The following is a 17,883-nucleotide window of genomic DNA, read 5'->3' on the forward strand; positions in this document are numbered from 1 at the left end:
ATCCGCTCAGCCCGCGACCGAGTTCTGGATGGTCTCCATGATCTCCTCCGCCGTCAGCTCACCCCGGTAGCCCTGCACTCCGTACTGGGTCATCAGGGTCTCGACCTGGTTCCAGGTCGGGGTGGTGCGCTGCGGGGTCGCATCGGCCAGCAGAGCCTCGACGACCTCGGCCGCACCCTCGGTCTTGCCCTCAGCCCAGGCCGGGAGCGCCTCGATGCGCGCCGGAACGATGCCGCGCGCCTCGGCCTGCTTCTCCTGCACCGACACCGAGGTCAGTGCCTCGATCGCCGCGAACGCCTCGTCCGGGCGGTCGCAGTTGGCCGCGATGCCGAAGCCCGAACCCGCCGTCATCGCGGCGGCCTCGCCGCTGGTCGACGGGACGATCGTGACGCCGAGCGTGAAGTCGGCGGCGTCGGCGAAGCTGCCGTACATCCACGGACCTTCGATCAGCATCGGCACCTCGCCCGAGGTGAAGGCCTGCTGCGAGACCTCCGAGCCGTCCGCCGCCTCGGGGGCCTTGGCGACCTGCTCGACCGACACCAGGTCGAAGAAGCTCTGGATCTGGTCGACGAAGTCGGGGTTCGTGAGGTCGAGCTCGCCGTCCTCGGTCACGGCCGGAACGCCGTCGGCGAGCGACCAGGCGTTCGGGATGAAGATGCCGGGTGCGAGCGCGAGGCCCTTCTTGTCGCCGTCGGTCAGCGCCTTCGCATCCGCGATGAACTGATCGCGCGTGTACTCGGTGCCGGGCAGTTCGAGACCCGCGGCCTCGAACGCGTCGACGTTGTAGAACAGCACGATCGGCTCGGCATCGTAGGGGATCGCCCTGATCGTGCCGTCGACCGTCATGCCGCTGAGCATGGATGCGTCGATGTTCTCGATGTCGAAGTCGGACTTCTCGATCAGGTCGTCGAGCGGCATCAGCAGGTCGCCGAGCTCCTGCGCGCGGGCCGCCTGCGTGGTCAGCAGGCAGGGCGGGTTCGAGCCGCTGAGGCGGGTCTTCACCTTGGTCCAGTAGTCCGAGAAGCTGGGCCCCTCGACGGTGATGTCGAGGTCGGGATCCTCGGCCTGGGCGCCGTCGATGAAGTCAGCCCACTGCGCCTGATCGCCCTCGCTGGCGGCCCACGTGTAGAGCACGAGAGGGCCGCCGGCGTCGCCGCCTCCTCCTCCCGATCCGCTGGCACAGCCGGCGAGGGTGAGAGCGGTGAGGCCCGCGACGCCTGTCAGGATGAGACGCTTCGCGCGTCGGGATGAGAGTGCATTCATTCTGTCTGCCTCCTTCATTGGATGCTGATTCGATGCGATGGGTGAGGGGGTGCTGCTCGGGGGTTCGGGTCGTGCTCGGGTCACTCGGAGAAGTCGATGGCGACGACGTCGATCAGGGCGCCGCTCGGTGCGGGGGCGACGATGCGCAGCTCGCCCAGGTCGTCGCCGGCGATCGAGGCCTCGTGCACCTCGAAGCTCGCGTCATGCTGCAGCTCGAGATCGTCGGCCAGGCGGTGCACCCGGGTGATGCGACGCACGGGCAGGCCCCGCACGATGATCTCGTCGACCGGCACCGCGGTCAGATGCAGGTAGAGGCGTCCGGCGCGCGCGGTCGTCGGCCCGTGGAAGTCGATGCCGACGGTGGGCTCGACACCGATCACGGACTCGGCGTGCGCGTGCATCCATTCCGCGAACTCGCCCAGCCGCTCCTGTTCGACCGCCGGCAGCGCACCGTCGGGACCGGGCCCCACGTTGAGCAGCAGATTGCCGCCGCGGGCGACGACGTCGATGAGGGTGACGAGCAGCGACCGCGCGGACTTCTCGTTGTCCGGCCCCGTGCGCCATGCCCAGTGATCGCCGATCGTGAGGCACAGCTCCCACGGACCGGTCGGCGGGGTGAGCGGGAAGCCCTGCTCGGGGGTGCGGTAGTCGCCCTGGCCGGGCAGGCGGTCGTTGATGACGACATCGGGCTGCAGCTCCTTGATCAGGCGGCGCAGTGCCGGCGCCGTCCACTCGACGGCGGAGCGCTCCCAGTCGCCGTCGAACCAGAGCAGATCGATCTGCCCGTAGTTCGTGAGGAGCTCGGTCAGCTGCGCCCGCACGTAGTCGAGGTAGCGCGACCACTCCTCCGGACTCGACCGCCGGTGGCGATCGGTCGCGTCGGGGGTGTCGGCGAACTCGGCGAGGCCCGCGGCGGGCCAGTGCTCGAGCTTGTACGGCCGGTCCTCATCGCGGAATGCCGGATAGTCGGGGTGGTTCCAGTCGGGGAGGCTGTAGTAGATGCCGACCTTCAGGCCTTCGGCGCGCACGGCGTCGACGAACTCACGGGTGATGTCGCGACCGAAGGGGCCGTGCTGCACGCCGAAGTCGGACTCCTCGGTGAAGAACATGTTGTATCCGGCATGGTGACGTGCCGTGAAGACGAGGTAGGTGGCTCCCGCTTCGCGGGCACGACGCGCGAGATCTGCGGCATCCCAGTTCACGGGGTCGAACGTCGGAGCCGTCGCCTGGTACTCGGCCACGGTCACGGCGTCTTCCACGGCATCCTCACCCGGAATGATCGATCGTCCGACGAGGGGCCAGGAGATCTCGATGCCCTGCTGCGATGCCTGGTCCCAGTGCACGAAGAGGCCGAAGCCTGCGCCGCTGAACCACTCCCCGCCGGGGATGCGCTCTGTGGGGCGTCGGAAGCGTGCGTCTGTCATCGAACCTCTCCTTTGAGTCCAAGATTTCCTATAGGATACGTGATAGACGAAACCGTTCACAAGGGTGTGATGAAAGGTGCCTACCGATGGCGATGTTCGAAACCGATCCTGTTCGTCCCGAGGCCTACCGCGAGTTCGAGCGACCGCTTCCCGAGTGGTTCCGCGGCGCCGCACTGGGCATCTTCGTGCACTGGGGGCCGTACTCGGTTCCCGCCTGGGCAGAGCCCACCGGTGAGCTCGGCGCCGTGCCACGGGACGAGTGGTACGCCCACAATCCCTATGCCGAGTGGTACGCCAACACCATGCGCATCGAGGGCTCGCCGACCCACCGGCATCACGAGGAGGTCTACGGCGGGGCTCCTTATGACGACTTCCTCGATGCCTGGAAGGCCGAGGAGTTCGACGCCGACGAGGTGCTCGCCGTGGTCGCGGCGACGGGCGCGAGATACTTCATCCCCACGACCAAGCACCACGACGGCGTCACGCTCTGGGACGCACCGGGAACGGATGGGCGCAACACCGTCGCCCGTGGCCCTGGGCAGGACCTCATCGGAGCCTTCGCCGACGCGACGCGCGCGGCCGGCCTCCGCTTCGGCGTGTATTACTCGGGCGGTCTCGACTGGCACTTCTCCGACCTGCCGCCCATCGCCCATGACGGCGCCCCCGCCCCCGATGACCTCGCCTACGCGGAATATGCGCACGACCACGTCATCGACCTGATCGACCGCTATCGTCCCGACATCCTCTGGGGCGACATCCGGTGGCCGGCTGCGGGAATCGAGCCGGGGCCGAAGAGCATCGCCCACGCCTTCCAGACGTTCTACGCGCAGGTTCCCGAGGGCGTCGTCAACGATCGCTGGGGCGAGTCCCACTGGGACTTCCGCACCAGCGAGTACGTGCACGGCACCGCAGTCGAGGTCGGCGAGGCGTGGGAGAACACCCGGGGGATCGGGCTCTCGTTCGGCCACAACCGCAGGGAGACGAGCGAGCACCTGCTGTCGGCGCACGAGGCCGTGCTTCTGCTCGTCGACGTGGTCTCACGCGGCGGCAACCTGCTGCTCAACATCGGCCTCGAGGCGTCCGGCCGCATCCCCGATCTGCAACGAGAGACCCTCGAGGGCATCGGCCACTGGAACAGGCAGTATGGGCACGCCGTGTTCGGTGCGCGACCGGAAGAGCGGATGCCGGCGTCCGACGACCCCGGGCTGCGCTGGACACGCACGGATGACGCGGTGCACGCGGTCGTCGACCAGAACGGACACGTCGAGCTCCCCGATCCGCACGGCCTGCTCGACGAGAGCAGCGCACGGATCGGCGAGCATCCGGTGACCGCAGAACGCGTCGATGGTGCCATCCTGGTCGAGGTGGCGGACGCGACGACCCCGGTCGCGATCTCGTTCCAGCCCAGGGACTGACGGAAGGACCCTCTCATGCGCATCGCTCTGCACTCCGAGATCCGCGACGGCGCGGTCGACGACTACCGCACGAACCACGCCCGCATCCCGGATGCTCTCGCCGAGACCTTCGCGCGCATCGGCATCCACGACTGGACGATCTGGAGGTCGGGCCGGCGCCTGTTCCACCTGGTCGACTGCGATGACTGGGATGCCGCGGTCGCCGCGCTCGAGGACGATCCGGCCGACCACGCCTGGCAGGCCGACATCGGTCGCTTCGTCGAACTCTTCCGCGACGAAGACGGCGCCGAGGGCACCGCTCCCCTGGAGCAGGTCTGGGATCTGAGGTCGCAGGTCTCCTGACCGCCCCGCTGCCCGGGTCTGCCGCGGGCTCGTGGCAGAGTAGCCCCGTGACTCGGACGTGGGTGCGCGAGCTGGCCGGCTGGATGTGCGCTGCCGCCGTGTCGATCGTCACCGCATCCGTGGTCGCGTCGTCAGCCCGGTCCGACCTGCTCTTCCGAGACGGCGATTCGCTGGTCGTCGCGATGCTCGCGCGGTCGCTGCTGTCGGGAGAATCGCTCGACTGGGCGATGTCGAGCGTGCTGTTCCTGCCCGAGACCGCGGCGTTCACCGCGATCGACGCCGCCGTGCCTGCGACGGTGAACGGCCTCTTCGCGATCAGCGCGGTCGTCAATCTCCTCGCCCTCTATGGAGCCATCCGGCTCGTCGCCGGCCGCGGCCGCGCGGGTTCTGCGCCCGTCACCTGGTCCGTCGTCGCGCTCGGGGTGTTCGGCATGCTCGCGATGACCGATGTCTCGGCGTCGCGAGAGGCGCTCGACCTCGCATCCCTGCAGCTGACGACCACCTACTACTCGGCGACCGTGATCGGCGTCGTCATCACGGTCGGCATCGTGCGGCGCGTGATCGACGACGGCCGCCTCAGAGCCTCGCCGTCGATCGCTCTCGGCGCCGTCGCGCTCTTATCGGCTCTCTCGAACCCGCTGTACGCGGTGTGGGCGACCCTCCCCCTCGCGATCATCCTGGGCATCGCCGCCGTGTCGCCGTCGCGGCGTGCGCAGATCCTCGCCCTCATCGCGGTGCTGCTCGCCGGCACCACCGCGGGCTTCCTGGCTCGTATTCCGTTCGCGGCATGGATCGCGAACACCGGCGTCGGCTACGCGCAGCCCGACCACTGGCACGAGTCGGTCGACTATTACGCACGGCTCATCGCCGAACGCGGTCAGAGCCTCCCCGGGCTGATCGGGCTGCTGGTCACCGTCGCCCTCATCGTCTTCGCCGTCGCGAGAACGGCGCAACAGGGCGACCCGGGAACCCGTCTCGTCGCCGCGATGGCCTGGGCGGCACCGATCGTCGTCGTCGTCGGGGCGATCGCGCTGGGCACGCATGCCGCGCGCTACCTGCAGCCTCTCGTCTTCGCTCCGGTGCTCGTGCTCGTCGCGTCACCTCGCGCGATTCGCCTCCCCGCCCGCCTGCGTCGTTCGACAGCTGCCATCGTCGGCGTGGTGCTTCTCGTCGTCGGCGGCCTCAGCATCCCGCGCCTGGCGGACGCGGCCGCCCGGCCGGACCCCGATCTCGCGTGCGTGACGGACTGGGTCGACGCCTCCGGTCGCACGGGCGCCGGACAGTTCTGGACCGTTCGTCTGCCCGCACTGCATGTCGCAGACCCCTCGCGCCTCGTCCAGGTCGATCATCAGCTCAACGGCTACGCGTGGCTGGTCAACCGCACGGACTTCGCAGTCGGCGAGGTGTCGTTCCTCGTCGAGGATTCGCAGACCGTGCCGTGGGATCTTCCGCAGGCGGTGCAGCCTGAGCGTGTGGTCGAGTGCGGCCGGTACTCGATCCTGGACTTCGGCCGTCAGACCCTGCCCCTGGGACCGCAGCGCAGCTGAGCGAGACCGCAGCGACCCGTGTCAGCGAGCCGGTGCCGCGGTGGTCGTTCCCTCGCGGAACCGACACGTGAGGTGCAGGGTCTGGCCGGGTTCTCCCCGGAGCATCCGCGCGACCTGCTCTCCGGCGGCGCGCCCCTTCTCGACCGCCGGCTGCACGCTGGTCGTGAGCACGAGGTCGCCGAGCCCATCGGCGGCGATCCCGTCGAAACCCGCGACCGACAGGTCTTCGGGCACGCGCAGTCCCAGCTCCTCCGCGGCGCGGATGATGCCGACGGCGATCAGATCGCTCTGAGCGAGGATCGCCGTGGGCCGCGTCTCGGCATCCGCCAGCAGATGCCGTCCGGCGAGGAGCCCCTCGTCGATGAAGCTGCCTCCCGCCGAGATCGCGGGCGCGTCGGGAAAGATCTCGCGCATGCCGGCGAGGCGATCGATGGTCACATCCACCGTCGCGGCATCGATTCGCTCCTGAGTGACCGGTCCCCGCTCGCGACGGGTGTCGAGCGGCAGCGTGACGAGTGCGACGTCGCGGTGTCCGAGGTCGCGCAGGTGACGTGCGACGTCCGCGGCCGCTGCGGAGTTGTCGAGCAGGATCTTCGGGATGCCCTCCCCCGCGTCACCCTCGATCACGACGACCGGCAGGCCCCGGCTGCGCACGATGTCGAGCGACGCCTTGGCGCGCCCCGAGCACCCGATCAGCACGACCGCATCGACGGGTGCGTTCGAGAGAGACGACTCGTCGTCGCCCGGCTCGTCGCGCATCAGCAGGATGCCGGCACTGAGCTCGGCCATCCCATCGGTCAGGCCGTCCATCATGGCGGTGGTCACCGGGTCGAGGAACGCCGCACGCAGGTGGCCCTCGAGCACGACCGCGACGATGCCGCTGCGTCCTCGTCGCAGCGATGCGGCGCGCGGGTCGGGACCGGCATATCCGAGAGCCGCCGCTGCGGCGAGCACCCGCTCGCGCGTGTTCGGCGCGACGTTGGCCTTGCCGCTGAAGACGACGGATGCCGTCGACGTGGCAACTCCCGCCTCGCGTGCGACATCGGCGATCGTCGCTCGGCGCGGGCTGTCGTGGCTCGTCATACTCCGAGGATAGCTCCCCGGCTTCCCGATCATCGAATCGATTCGATATGCTGATCCGCATGGACACGGCTCTCTCCCGATCGCAGTACGTGCGCTGGCGCACCGCGATCTTCGCGATCTTCCTCGCCAGCGGTCTCTCGATCGCGACCTGGGCGTCCCGTGTCCCCGACATCAAGCTCGCCCTCGAGGTCGACAAGGCTCAGGTGGGCATGCTGCTGCTCGGCGCGGGCATCGCCTCGATCATCGGCATCTCGACCAGCCCCGCGATCATGGCACGCACCGGCGCGCGCCTCGGCATGATGGTGTCGATCTTCACCTTCGCCTCGGGCGTGGCCCTCATCGGCATCGGCGCCAACGTCCTCGGCTCGTACTCCGTGGTGCTGATCGGTCTCGTGCTGTTCGGACTCGGCAACGGCTGCGTCGACGTCATGATGAACGTCGAGGCCACCGCGATCGAGCAGCACTCGGGCAAGACGATCCTGCCCCTCTTCCACGCCTTCTTCAGCTTCGGCACCGTGATCGGCGCCGGGCTCGGGGCGCTTGCCGCACAGCTGCACATCGACGTCTTCACCCATACGCTCGTGATCGCCGTCGCGATCGCCGCCATCGGCATCGCCAGCATCGCGAACGTGCCGCGACGCGAAGAGGCACTCGACCCCGCGGCCGACGACGCAGAGAAGCCGCACTGGCGGGAGCGGATGCACGTCGCGATGTCCGCCTGGCGCGAGCCGCGTACCTACGCGATCGGCGTCGTCATGCTCGGCATGTCGTTCGCAGAGGGCGGTGCCAACGACTGGCTCGCCCTCGGCGTCGCCGAAGACCACGGAGGCGGCACCGCACTGGGCGCCGCCGCGCTCGCGACGTTCTCGGTCGCGATGACCGTCGTCCGCGTCTTCGGAGGCCCACTGGTCGACAGGTTCGGCCGCGTCGCCGTGCTGCGCATCCTCGCGGTTGCCGCCGCATCCGGCATCCTGCTCTTCATCCTCGCCCCCAGCCTTCCTCTCGTCTTCGTGGGCGCAGCGCTGTGGGGCGTCGGCGCTTCTCTCGGCTTCCCGCTCGGTATGTCCGCCGCCGCAGACGACCCCGCCAAGGCGGCCGCGCGAGTGAGCGCAGCCGCGACGATCGGCTACATCTCGTTCCTGGGCGGCCCGCCCGTGCTCGGCTTCATCAGCGAGCACATCGGACTGCTCAACACGCTCTACATCCTCGTCGGCCTGGTCGTGTTGTCCGGCCTGTTCTCGGGTGCCGCGCGCCCGCTCCGCAAGGACGAGATGTCGACGCCGCCGGTCACCGCGAAGTCAGCCTCGTAGATCAGCGGGCGACAAGCAGACGTGGCGCCGGGCCTTCGAGTCGGGCGATGGCGATCTTCACCTCTCCGAGCTCGACGTCCACCTTCTCGAACCTCGCATCCATGCGCTGCTCGACCTTCTCGAACCGCGCATCCATGCGCTGCTCGAACTTCTCGAACCGCGCATCCATACGCTGCTCGACCTTCTCGAACCGCGCATCCATACGCTGCTCGAACATCTCGAACCGCGTATCCGTGCGCGTGATCATCCATCCGAAGCCTGCGGCAAGCCCCAGCAGCGTGGTCGCGACGGTCACGATCATGGTCACGAGCTCTATCGACACCGTCATCTCCTCATCCTTGACCTGTCCGCCCAGAATGTCAGGATCCAGTCCGATGGAATCGACGACGGGAGTCGATCCGCCGCAGATGTGGAAACTTCGGCGCTGATGCTGACATCAGCAGAAGGAGTCGACCCGACGAAGTAGGCTCGACGGGTGCGTCTCGTCATCGCCCGCTGCTCCGTGGATTACACGGGCCGCCTCAATGCCCACCTCCCGCTCGCCACGCGTCTGCTCGTGCACAAGGGAGACGGGAGTCTGCTCGTGCACTCCGACGGCGGCAGCTACAAGCCGCTGAACTGGATGAGCCCGCCGTGCTCCCTGGCGGTCGAGGAACCCGGCGAGGAGGAGTCCATCGCCGGCGTCACCGAAGTATGGCGAGTGACGCACAAGAAGACCGGCGACGCGCTCCGGGTGCAGATCTACGAGATCCTGCACGACACCAACCACGACCTCGGCGTCGACCCCGGTCTGCAGAAGGACGGCGTCGAAGCCGATCTGCAGCGCCTGCTCGCCGAGCAGGTCGAGCGCATCTCCGACGGCGCGACCCTGGTGCGCCGCGAGTACCCGACCGCGATCGGTCCCGTCGACCTGCTCGTGAGGGATGCCGCCGGCGCGGCGATCGCTGTCGAGATCAAGCGGCGCGGAGACATCGACGGCGTCGAGCAGCTCACCCGCTATCTCGAGCTGCTGGGCCGCGACCCGCACCTCGCGCCGGTGCAGGGCGTCTTCGCCGCGCAGGAGATCAAGCCGCAGGCGCGGGTGCTCGCCGAGGACCGCGGCATCCGCTGCCTCGTGCTCGACTACGACGATATGAAGGGCATCGAGTCCGGCATCCCCCGCCTGTTCTGAGGCCATCTGCACAGATGTCCACCGCGGTCGGTCGCGTCGTACACTGCCCATAGGCTGGAAGGTATGGCTTCTTCCCCCTATTCGTGCGTGCTCTGGGACGTCGACGGCACGATCGCCGACGCGTCGGTCGGCATCCTGCGCCGTCTGAACGTCGCCCTCACGCACTTCGGTCACCCTGCTCCCACGCGCGAACAGCTCGTGCACTGGATCGGGCCGCCCATGTTCGAGTCGTTTCAGGCGCAGGCGGCGATGACCCCCGAGCAGGCGACCGAGGCGGTCACCTTCTATCGGACACTCGGCAAGGCCGACGGATACACGACCGATGTCGCGACCTACCCGGGCGTGCCCGAGATCATCCGCGATCTGCACGCGGCAGGGGTGCCTCAGGCGACCGCCAGCTCGAAGCCCGAGATCCAGGTCGATGCGATCGTCGACTTCTTCGAACTGCGCCCGTACTTCCTGACGACGGTCGGTGCGACGCCCGACGAGGCGACGCTCGCGTCGAAGACCGACATCGTCGCCGAGGCGCTGCGCCGTCTGGCCGAGCGCGGGGCAGACATCTCACGCCCCGTGCTGGTCGGAGATCGCCATCACGACGTCGAGGGCGGCAACGCCAACGGCGTGCCGGTGATCTTCGTCGAGTGGGGCTTCAGCGACACGCACGAAGGCGATGAGGCCGCGTTCCGCGCCGCATCGACCGACGAACTGCGCGCGCTGCTGCTGCACTGACCTCGGCCGACCGGGGGCCCACTCGGCCGGAGTAATCCGGCCGGAAAGCACAGAACTCCCCGCCGAGGGTCGCAACGAGTGCAGACCTCCGGTCGGGGAGTTCTATGACGTCCGCTCTCAGAGCGGACGGATGTTCTCAGCCTGCAGGCCCTTGGGGCCCTGCGCCACGTCGAACTCGACTCGCTGGTTCTCTTCAAGAGAGCGGTAGCCGGATGACTCGATGGCGGAGTAGTGCGCGAAAACGTCAGCGCCGCCGTCGTCGGGGGAGATGAAGCCGAAGCCCTTCTCCGAGTTGAACCACTTAACCGTGCCCTGGGTGCTCATGTACTGCCTGTTCTGCTGGAAAGAAGCCGACGCAGGATGCCCCGACGTGCTCCACGCTAGTGGAGCACGCGCTGAGCGGAAGTCCTGATGTCAGCCCGTAACCCAAATGTTGCATGAGCGGTCGTCCGCGGTCACATGACAGGGCAGATGGAGACCCTCAGAAAATGGTGTGGCCCTCACCGCGGGGGGAGCGATGAGGGCCGAAGACGACCGGAGGGTGCGTCAGATTCCAGCCTAACCCCTCGCGCCTGCTTTTGTCCCCCATTTGGGGGACAGATTCGAAATTTGTGAGATGGAGACAAACGACAGCGGCCCTCTCGAGCAGTCCGTTGGGGACAGAACTACTCGAGAGGGCCCAATCGCATGCACGGATCGCCTTTGCCTCTGGGGAAGGCAGCCCGTCTCTGGGGAAGACGGAGACGATCAATCCCCTGTGCATGCACCTTCACACTAGGGGAGTCCGTTCGATCCCGCCAAGGGGGGTTGACGATCGTCGTCATCGGTGGCAATGACGGGACGGACTGCGCGAGTAGCCTGGTGCGGTGACCATGCTGAACAAGGACATGACCCTGTGCATCTCGCTGTCTGCACGCCCGAGCAACAACGGCACGCGATTCCACAACTTCCTCTACGAGGAGCTGGGCCTGAACTGGATCTACAAGGCCTTCGCTCCGACCGACCTGGGCCACGCGATCGCCGGCGTGCGCGGTCTCGGCATCCGCGGGTGCGCGATCTCGATGCCGTTCAAGGAAGACGTCATCGCGCTCGTCGACCGCATGGACCCTTCAGCGACGGCGATCGACTCGGTGAACACGATCGTGAACGACGACGGGGTGCTCACCGCATACAACACGGACTACAGCGCGATCGCCCAGCTGATCGAGCGCAACTCGCTCGACCCTGCATCATCGGTGCTGCTGCGGGGCTCAGGCGGGATGGCCAAGGCCACCGCCGCCGCCTTCCGTGACGCCGGATTCAGCCGCGTCACGATCGCGGCCCGCAACGAAGAGCGCGGTCGAGGGCTGGCCGACCTCTACGGCTTCGCCTGGACGGCGGATGCGGATGCCGCCAACGCCGACATCATCGTGAACATCACGCCGATCGGCATGGCGGGAGGCGCGGACGAGCACGCGCTGTCGTTCACCGAGGAGCAGATCGCGGCGGCATCCGTCGTGTTCGACGTCGTCGCCCTGCCGGCGGAGACGCCTCTGATCTCCGCAGGGCGCGCGGCCGGGAAGACCGTCATCACGGGCGCCGAGGTGGCGACCCTGCAGGCCCTCGAGCAGTTCGTGCTGTACACCGGCATCCGCCCCTCCGCCGCTCAGGTGCAGGCGGCCGAGGAGTTCATGCGGGCGCAGTGACCACTGCGCCCGCAATCCGCCCCGAGGACCTCAGCCGTTGAACACGGCGGGGTGGGGGCCGGTGCGACCGTCGCGCTCGAGGCGGTCGACCGCGGCCAGCTCGTCGTCGGCGAGCTCGAACCCGAACACGTCGAGGTTCTCAGCGATGCGAGCGGGGGTCACCGACTTGGGGATCACGATGCGTCCCTGCTGCAGGTGCCAACGCAGCACGATCTGGGCCGGCGTCCGCTCGTGCCGCTCGGCGATCTCGACGACCGAGCGATCGGAGAGCACGGCGCCCTGGGCGAGCGGGCTCCATGCTTCGGTGAGGATCCCCCGCTGAGCGTTCGCCTCGGCGACCGCTCGGTTCTGCAGCGCCGGGTGGAGCTCGACCTGGTTGACGGCGGGCACGACGCCACCCTCGGAGGCGATGCGCGCGAGGTGCTCGGGTTCGAAGTTCGAGACGCCGATGGCTCGTACGCGCCCGTCCGCGTAGAGACTCTCAAGCGCACGCCAGGTCTCGGGGTACGTCGCCAGAGCAGGCGTCGGCCAGTGGATCAGGTACAGGTCGAGGTGATCGAGGCCGAGCCGTTCGAGGGACGCGTCGTATGCGCGCAGGGCCGCGTCGTATCCGTGGTCGGAGATCCATACCTTCGACGTCACGAACAGCTCGTCGCGAGCGATGCCCGACTCGGCGATCGCACGCCCGACGCCGGCCTCGTTGCCGTAGATCGCCGCGGTGTCGATGCTGCGGTACCCGGCGTCGAGGGCGGCAGCGACGGCGGCCGTGGTCTCGGCATCCGGCACCTGGAACACGCCGTATCCGAGCTGGGGCATCTCGAGGCCGTTGTTCAGGGTGAGTGTGGGGACGATGGGAGCGTTCATGCTCGTGCTTCTTTCTCTCTCTGCGAATCGGGTGGTCACGCGGCGACGGTCTGCAGCGTGCCGGTGGGGGCGGGCGACGGCTTCCTGGCTGCGACCACGGCGATCACCATGACGACCAGGGCGGATGCGGTGATCGCGGCCCCGATCCAGATGGGCGAGGTGTAGCCGAGTCCGGCGGCGATGCCGAGGCCGCCCGCCCACGCGCCGAGGGCGTTGCCGACGTTGAAGGCGCCGATGTTGGCGCCGGAGGCGAGGGTCGGTGCACCGCCGGCGTAGTGCATGATGCGGCTCTGGAGCCCCGGAACCGTGCCGAATCCGAACGCGCCCATCAGAACGAGGATCGCGATGGTCACGGGCTGCGACCAGGCGAAGAAGCCGAACAGCACGAGCACGACGACCAGAGCCGCGATGAAGATCAGCAGCGTGCGGTCGATCGATCGGTCGGCCAGGCGTCCGCCGATCCAGTTGCCCGCGACGAGCCCGGCGCCGAAGAGCACGAGCAGCCACGGTGCCGTGGTGTCTGCGAAGCCCGTGACCCCGGTGAGCGTGTAGGCGATGTAGGTGAAGGCGCCGAACATGCCGCCGAAGGCGAGCGCGGTGACGATGAGCGAGAGCCACACCTGTCCGGACCGGAAGGCCCGGAGCTCGCCGCGCAGACTCACCTGCTGGCCTGCCGTCTTCGGTGCCGTGACCAGCAGAGCGATGCCCGCGAAGGCGACGATGCCGATGGCGGAGATGACCCAGAACGTCGACCGCCAGCCGAACTGCTGCCCGAGGAAGGTTCCGAACGGAACACCGAACACGTTCGCCGCTGTGAGGCCGGTGAACATGATCGCGATCGCCCGCGCCTTCTTCTCGGGGGCGACGAGGTCGGCGGCGACGACGGATCCGATGCCGAAGAACGCTCCATGGCACAGCGCCGCGACGATGCGTCCGATCATGGCGGTCGTGTAGTCCGGGGCGAGGGCGGTGATCGCATTGCCGACGATGAACAGCACGACGAGGCCGAGCAGCACCGGTTTGCGGGGCAGACGGGTCGTTGCGGCGGTGAGGCCGAGTGCACCGACGACCACGCTGAGCGCGTAGCCCGAGATGAGCCAGCCGGCCGTGGCCTCGGTGACCCCGAAGTCCGCGGCGACGTCGGGGAGGAGCCCCATGATCACGAAACTCGGTGAGTCCGATCCCGAAGGCGCCGATGGCGAGTGCGATGAGTCCGAGTGGCATGGGTGTGCTCCGTGGTCCTCTGCTAAAGTAGTTGCAGACGCGGGATATTGCGTCACGAGGGATAATCATTGCATACGCAACTATCCCGCGCAAGCAACTACTTCGGAGGTCACTGTGGGCATCTCAGACGACGCTGTCGAGATCCGGGCACGCGGCTGGCGAACGCTCGCCGCTCTGCACGGGATCATCGAGGCCGACCTCGAGAAGGCACTGGGCGCATCCGTCGGCCTGTCCGTCGTCGAGTACACGGTGCTCGACGCCCTCAGCAGACAGGACGGCTGGCACATGCGCATGCAGCAGCTCGCCCGCGCGACCGCGCTGAGCCCGAGCGCCACGACGCGTCTCGTGACACGGCTCGAAGACCGCGGGCTGCTCACCCGCATCCTCTGCGCCGACGACCGTCGGGGCATCTACACCGAGCTCACCCCTGCCGGCCTGGCGCTCTACGAGAACGCGCATCCGATCCACGACGAGACCCTCGAGCGTGCTCTCGGCGAGGCGGTCACGCAGCCCGAGCTGGCCCCCGTCGTGCACGCGCTTCAGGCAGTGACCGCCGAGGCCTGAGTCAGGCGAGCGCCCTCACGCGCTCGCGCGGGAGACCGACACCTGGATGCTCTTCATCAGCGGCTGGTCGCTCTGGACGCTGAAGTCCTTGCGACCGATCAGCACGTTCATCTCCGGCATGTACCCGGCGGCGCTGCCGCGCGGCAGGTCGTACGGAACCGCGCGGAACGCCTTCAGCATCCGCGTCGAACCGTCTTTCGACGTCGACACGATGTCGACCAGATCGCCCTCGACGAGGCCGCGATCGCGCATGTCGTCCTCATGCAGGAAGACGAGCTCGCGCAGGTTCTTGACGCCTCGGTACCGGTCGTCGTTGGAGTAGATCGTGGTGTTCCACTGGTCGTGCGAGCGCACCGTCTGCAGCACGAGGGTGTCGGCGGACTCGGGGATGACGTTCGGCAGTGGAGCCAGGGAGAATTCGGCACGGCCCGACGGCGTCTCGAACACGCGGTCCCTGGCGGGCTGCGGAATGCGGAACCCGTGCCGGTCGCGGATCAGGTCGTTGAAGCCCTCGAACCCCGGCAGCACCTTCGCCATCACATCGCGGATGTTGTCGTAGTCGCCGACGTACCAATCCCAGGGCGTCGCCGTGTGCGGCAGGGTCGCCTTCGCGATGCCGGCGATGATCGCCGGCTCCGACCTCAGATAGGCGGATGCCGGCTGCTTGCGTCCCCTCGAGAGGTGCACCATGCTCATCGCATCCTCGACGGTGACGCCCTGCGGGCCCTGCGCCTGCTGGTCACGCTCGGTGCGGCCGAGACACGGCAGGATCAGGGCCTTCTCGCCATGCACGAGATGGCTGCGGTTCAGCTTCGTGCTCACCTGCACCGTCAGGCGGCACTTCTCGAGCCCCTGCGCGGTGAACGGGGTGTCGGGCGCAGCGAGCACGAAGTTGCCGCCCATGCCGACGAACACCTTCACGCGCCGGTCATGCATCGCCTCGATCGTGCGGACGGTGTCGAGCCCCGGATGCCGCGGCGGCTCGATGCGACAGACCTCCGCGAGGCGGTCGAGCCACGCCTCCGTCGGCCGGTGATCGATGCCGCACGTGCGGTTGCCCTGCACGTTGCTGTGTCCGCGGATCGGCGACGGGCCCGCCCCCTTGCGGCCGATGTTGCCGCGCAGGAGCAGCAGATTGACGATCTCGCGCACCGTGTCGACGCCGTGCTCGTGCTGACTCACGCCGAGGCACCAGCTGATGATCGTGCGCTCCGAGGCCAGATAGACCGCAGCGGCGGCGCGGATCTGCTCTTCCGTGAGGCCGGACTGAACGACGAGATCTGCCCAGCTCGTGGCGTCGACCAGTGCGCGGTACTCGTCGATGCCGTTCGTCAGAGTGCTGAGGAATTCGCTGTCCAGCACCGACGGGTCGGTGGCGGCGGCTTCGAAGACGACCTTCGACATGCCGCGGATCAGCGCCAGATCGCCCCCCGGGCGCACCTGCAGGTTCATGGTGCTCGTGTCCGTCGCCGCGAAGCGCGCCATGTCGACGAAGTCGTGCGGCACGATCGTCCGGGTCGCCCCGGCCTCGACGAGCGGGTTGACGTGCACGACCTGCGCGCCGCGCTTCACGGCATCCGAGAGCGCGGTGAGCATGCGGGGAGCATTGGATGCCGCGTTCACGCCCAGCACGAAGAGGGCGTCGCAGTCGTCCCAGTCGTGCATGTCGACAGTGCCCTTGCCGGTCGCGATCGACGCCTTGAGCGCGCGTCCGGAGGCCTCGTGGCACATGTTCGAGCAGTCGGGCAGGTTGTTGGTGCCGTACTCGCGCACCATCAGCTGATACAGGAAGGTCGCCTCGTTGCTCAGACGCCCCGAGGTGTAGAACGCGGCCTCGTCGGGACTGTCGAGCGCCTGCAGCTCGTCGCCGACGAGCGCGAAGGCGTCGTCCCACGAGATCGGCACGTAGTGATCGGTGGCGGCGTCGTAGACCATCGGCTCGGTGAGACGACCCTGGTCCTCCAGGTCGAAATCGGGCCACGTCGCGAGCTCGGTGACAGAATGCTCGGCGAAGAACCGGCGGTCGACGCGCTTGCGCGTCATCTCCCACGTGACGTGCTTGATGCCGTTCTCGCAGATGTCGAGCTTCAGATTGCCCGGGTCGTCCGGCCACGCGCATCCGGGGCAGTCGTAGCCCGACACGGGGTGGTTCATCTGCAGCATCGCGAGCGGTCCGGCGATGGGCTCTCGCTGATCCAGCACCACCCGCCCCACCGACACGGCGGCTCCCCACCCGGCGGCCGGATGCCGGTACGGCTTGCGCGACCACGGTCGATCGGTGCGAGGGCCGTATCCGCCTTGACGCGGCTCGGCGGGCATCAGCCCGAACGCGGTGCCGATGGGTCCCTGGCTATCGAGCATGGCGTGCCCCTTCTTCGGCGTGCGCAGACGGTGCGAGCCCGTCGAGGCGCACCCGATGCGCGTGCGAATAGATGTTCATCGAACGCCCTCGGACGAACCCGATGAGCGTCACCCCGGCCTCCTCGGCGAGCTCGGCGGCGAGAGACGAGGGGGCCGAGACGGCACTGAGCAGGGGGATGCCGGCCATCGCGGCCTTCTGCACCAGTTCGAAGCTCGCCCTGCCCGAGACCTGGAGGATCTGCCGACGCAGGGGAAGCCGGTCGTTCAGCAGCGCCCACCCCACCACCTTGTCGACGGCGTTGTGACGCCCGACGTCTTCGCGCAGCACGAGCAGTTCACCCGAGTCGGCGTCGAACAGCGCGGCGGCGTGCAGACCACCGGTCTTGTCGAACGCCGCCTGCTCGGCGCGCAGCCGATCAGGGAACGACGCGATCTGCTCGGCCCCGACCTGGACATCGTCGACGGACACCGGATGCCGCGACACCGTGCGGACGGCGTCGATGCTGGCCTTGCCGCAGACCCCGCAGGAGCTGGTCGTGTAGAAGCGCCGAGCGACCTCGGGGTCGGGAAGCGCGACGCCGTGAGCGAGGCTGATGTCGAGCACGTTGTAGGTGTTCTCCTGTCCACCGGTGCCGGGGCCACCGCAGTGGATCGCCGAATGGAAGTCTTCGGCCTGGGCGATGATCCCCTCGGACACGAGGAACCCCGCCGCGAGCTCGACGTCATGCCCCGGAGTGCGCATCGTGACGGCGAGCGGTGAGCCTGCGACCCGGATCTCCAGGGGCTCCTCGACGGCGAGCGTGTCGGCACGCCGAGTGGCTCCCTCCCCGAGAGTGAGCTTCAGTATCGGTCTCCGCGTCGTGATCCGCCCCACACGAGCGAGCGTACTCCGCGGTCACGG

The 17,883-nt window shown here is 68.3% G+C and carries 16 protein-coding genes and 1 pseudogene; 8 read left to right on the forward strand and 9 right to left on the reverse strand.

The features are described from left to right. Positions 1 to 6 precede the first annotated feature (6 nt). Together ACZZZF_RS11020 and ACZZZF_RS11025 are read right to left on the reverse strand one after the other, a co-directional pair. Entirely contained in the window at positions 7 to 1,263 is a 1,257-nt protein-coding gene (locus ACZZZF_RS11020) for an ABC transporter substrate-binding protein (protein WP_463498332.1), read from the reverse strand. An 80-nt stretch (positions 1,264 to 1,343) separates the two neighbouring features. Then, positions 1,344 to 2,687, reverse strand: a complete 1,344-nt coding sequence (locus ACZZZF_RS11025; protein ID WP_187249123.1) for an alpha-L-fucosidase — start codon at positions 2,685 to 2,687, stop codon at positions 1,344 to 1,346. Positions 2,688 to 2,773: 86 nt separating this feature from the next. Here ACZZZF_RS11025 and ACZZZF_RS11030 point away from each other — a divergent pair, with 86 nt between their 5' ends. The 3 genes from ACZZZF_RS11030 to ACZZZF_RS11040 are packed head-to-tail and all read left to right on the forward strand — an operon-like array spanning position 2,774 to position 5,991. Continuing rightward, the gene (locus ACZZZF_RS11030; protein ID WP_463498333.1) at positions 2,774 to 4,102 is read left to right on the forward strand and encodes an alpha-L-fucosidase; all 1,329 of its coding nucleotides are present in this window, start codon (positions 2,774 to 2,776) and stop codon (positions 4,100 to 4,102) included. Between the two features lie 15 nt (positions 4,103 to 4,117). After that, the gene (locus tag ACZZZF_RS11035; protein WP_053098302.1) at positions 4,118 to 4,444 is read left to right on the forward strand and encodes an L-rhamnose mutarotase; all 327 of its coding nucleotides are present in this window, start codon (positions 4,118 to 4,120) and stop codon (positions 4,442 to 4,444) included. A 47-nt stretch (positions 4,445 to 4,491) separates the two neighbouring features. Beyond that, positions 4,492 to 5,991 carry a hypothetical protein gene (locus tag ACZZZF_RS11040; protein WP_463498335.1) on the forward strand — a complete coding sequence of 500 codons (1,500 nt, stop codon included), beginning with the start codon at positions 4,492 to 4,494 and terminating at the stop codon, positions 5,989 to 5,991. A 21-nt stretch (positions 5,992 to 6,012) separates the two neighbouring features. Here the strand turns inward: ACZZZF_RS11040 and ACZZZF_RS11045 are convergent, their stop codons facing one another. Beyond that, positions 6,013 to 7,074 (reverse strand): LacI family DNA-binding transcriptional regulator, encoded by a 1,062-nt coding sequence (locus ACZZZF_RS11045; protein ID WP_463498337.1) that lies wholly within the window; start codon positions 7,072 to 7,074, stop codon positions 6,013 to 6,015. Positions 7,075 to 7,133: 59 nt separating this feature from the next. Here ACZZZF_RS11045 and ACZZZF_RS11050 point away from each other — a divergent pair, with 59 nt between their 5' ends. Next, positions 7,134 to 8,384: an MFS transporter gene (locus ACZZZF_RS11050; RefSeq protein ID WP_320489405.1), complete on the forward strand. Its 1,251-nt coding sequence runs from the start codon at positions 7,134 to 7,136 to the stop codon at positions 8,382 to 8,384. A gap of 1 nt (position 8,385) precedes the next feature. Here ACZZZF_RS11050 and ACZZZF_RS11055 read toward each other — a convergent pair whose 3' ends face one another. After that, the gene (locus tag ACZZZF_RS11055; RefSeq protein ID WP_053098299.1) at positions 8,386 to 8,712 is read right to left on the reverse strand and encodes a hypothetical protein; all 327 of its coding nucleotides are present in this window, start codon (positions 8,710 to 8,712) and stop codon (positions 8,386 to 8,388) included. A 147-nt stretch (positions 8,713 to 8,859) separates the two neighbouring features. Between ACZZZF_RS11055 and nucS the strand changes: the two genes are divergently transcribed. Together nucS and ACZZZF_RS11065 are read left to right on the forward strand one after the other, a co-directional pair. Beyond that, positions 8,860 to 9,555, forward strand: a complete 696-nt coding sequence (nucS, locus tag ACZZZF_RS11060; protein WP_053098298.1) for an endonuclease NucS — start codon at positions 8,860 to 8,862, stop codon at positions 9,553 to 9,555. Between the two features lie 63 nt (positions 9,556 to 9,618). Next, the gene (locus ACZZZF_RS11065) at positions 9,619 to 10,284 is read left to right on the forward strand and encodes an HAD hydrolase-like protein (RefSeq protein ID WP_463498339.1); all 666 of its coding nucleotides are present in this window, start codon (positions 9,619 to 9,621) and stop codon (positions 10,282 to 10,284) included. A gap of 117 nt (positions 10,285 to 10,401) precedes the next feature. On the opposite strand, the gene ACZZZF_RS11070 is transcribed toward ACZZZF_RS11065, so the two are convergent. Further along, a complete protein-coding gene (locus ACZZZF_RS11070; protein ID WP_042540947.1) occupies positions 10,402 to 10,608 on the reverse strand; it encodes a cold-shock protein in 207 nt (68 codons plus the stop codon). Between the two features lie 542 nt (positions 10,609 to 11,150). Between ACZZZF_RS11070 and ACZZZF_RS11075 the strand changes: the two genes are divergently transcribed. Continuing rightward, positions 11,151 to 11,969 (forward strand): shikimate 5-dehydrogenase, encoded by an 819-nt coding sequence (locus tag ACZZZF_RS11075; protein WP_463498341.1) that lies wholly within the window; start codon positions 11,151 to 11,153, stop codon positions 11,967 to 11,969. Between the two features lie 30 nt (positions 11,970 to 11,999). On the opposite strand, the gene ACZZZF_RS11080 is transcribed toward ACZZZF_RS11075, so the two are convergent. After that, positions 12,000 to 12,833: an aldo/keto reductase gene (locus tag ACZZZF_RS11080; protein WP_295101241.1), complete on the reverse strand. Its 834-nt coding sequence runs from the start codon at positions 12,831 to 12,833 to the stop codon at positions 12,000 to 12,002. Positions 12,834 to 12,868: 35 nt separating this feature from the next. Continuing rightward, positions 12,869 to 14,057: pseudogene (locus tag ACZZZF_RS11085) on the reverse strand (MFS transporter). A gap of 114 nt (positions 14,058 to 14,171) precedes the next feature. On the opposite strand from ACZZZF_RS11085, the gene ACZZZF_RS11090 reads away from it, so the two are divergent. Continuing rightward, on the forward strand, positions 14,172 to 14,621 hold the full coding sequence (locus tag ACZZZF_RS11090) for a MarR family winged helix-turn-helix transcriptional regulator (protein WP_285363587.1): 450 nt from the start codon (positions 14,172 to 14,174) through the stop codon (positions 14,619 to 14,621). 15 nt (positions 14,622 to 14,636) lie between these two features. On the opposite strand, the gene ACZZZF_RS11095 is transcribed toward ACZZZF_RS11090, so the two are convergent. Then, positions 14,637 to 16,982 (reverse strand): FdhF/YdeP family oxidoreductase, encoded by a 2,346-nt coding sequence (locus ACZZZF_RS11095; protein ID WP_463498342.1) that lies wholly within the window; start codon positions 16,980 to 16,982, stop codon positions 14,637 to 14,639. Then, entirely contained in the window at positions 16,972 to 17,856 is an 885-nt protein-coding gene (gene fdhD, locus ACZZZF_RS11100; protein WP_056275793.1) for a formate dehydrogenase accessory sulfurtransferase FdhD, read from the reverse strand. Before fdhD ends, ACZZZF_RS11095 begins: the two co-directional genes overlap by 11 nt. Positions 17,857 to 17,883: the final 27 nt, after the last annotated feature.

This window comes from Microbacterium sp. AC215 (assembly GCF_979258645.1).

Bases quoted from the DNA above. Each gene is read 5' to 3' on its own strand.
- ACZZZF_RS11050 (WP_320489405.1), top strand. From the start codon at position 7,134: ATGGACACGGCTCTCTCCCGATCGCAGTACGTGCGCTGGCGCACCGCG.
- ACZZZF_RS11025 (WP_187249123.1), bottom strand. From the start codon at position 2,687: ATGACAGACGCACGCTTCCGACGCCCCACAGAGCGCATCCCCGGCGGG.
- ACZZZF_RS11095 (WP_463498342.1), bottom strand. From the start codon at position 16,982: ATGCTCGATAGCCAGGGACCCATCGGCACCGCGTTCGGGCTGATGCCC.
- ACZZZF_RS11020 (WP_463498332.1), bottom strand. From the start codon at position 1,263: ATGAATGCACTCTCATCCCGACGCGCGAAGCGTCTCATCCTGACAGGC.
- ACZZZF_RS11065 (WP_463498339.1), top strand. From the start codon at position 9,619: ATGGCTTCTTCCCCCTATTCGTGCGTGCTCTGGGACGTCGACGGCACG.
- ACZZZF_RS11055 (WP_053098299.1), bottom strand. From the start codon at position 8,712: ATGACGGTGTCGATAGAGCTCGTGACCATGATCGTGACCGTCGCGACC.
- ACZZZF_RS11080 (WP_295101241.1), bottom strand. From the start codon at position 12,833: ATGAACGCTCCCATCGTCCCCACACTCACCCTGAACAACGGCCTCGAG.
- ACZZZF_RS11045 (WP_463498337.1), bottom strand. From the start codon at position 7,074: ATGACGAGCCACGACAGCCCGCGCCGAGCGACGATCGCCGATGTCGCA.
- ACZZZF_RS11030 (WP_463498333.1), top strand. From the start codon at position 2,774: ATGGCGATGTTCGAAACCGATCCTGTTCGTCCCGAGGCCTACCGCGAG.
- ACZZZF_RS11070 (WP_042540947.1), bottom strand. From the start codon at position 10,608: ATGAGCACCCAGGGCACGGTTAAGTGGTTCAACTCGGAGAAGGGCTTC.
- ACZZZF_RS11035 (WP_053098302.1), top strand. From the start codon at position 4,118: ATGCGCATCGCTCTGCACTCCGAGATCCGCGACGGCGCGGTCGACGAC.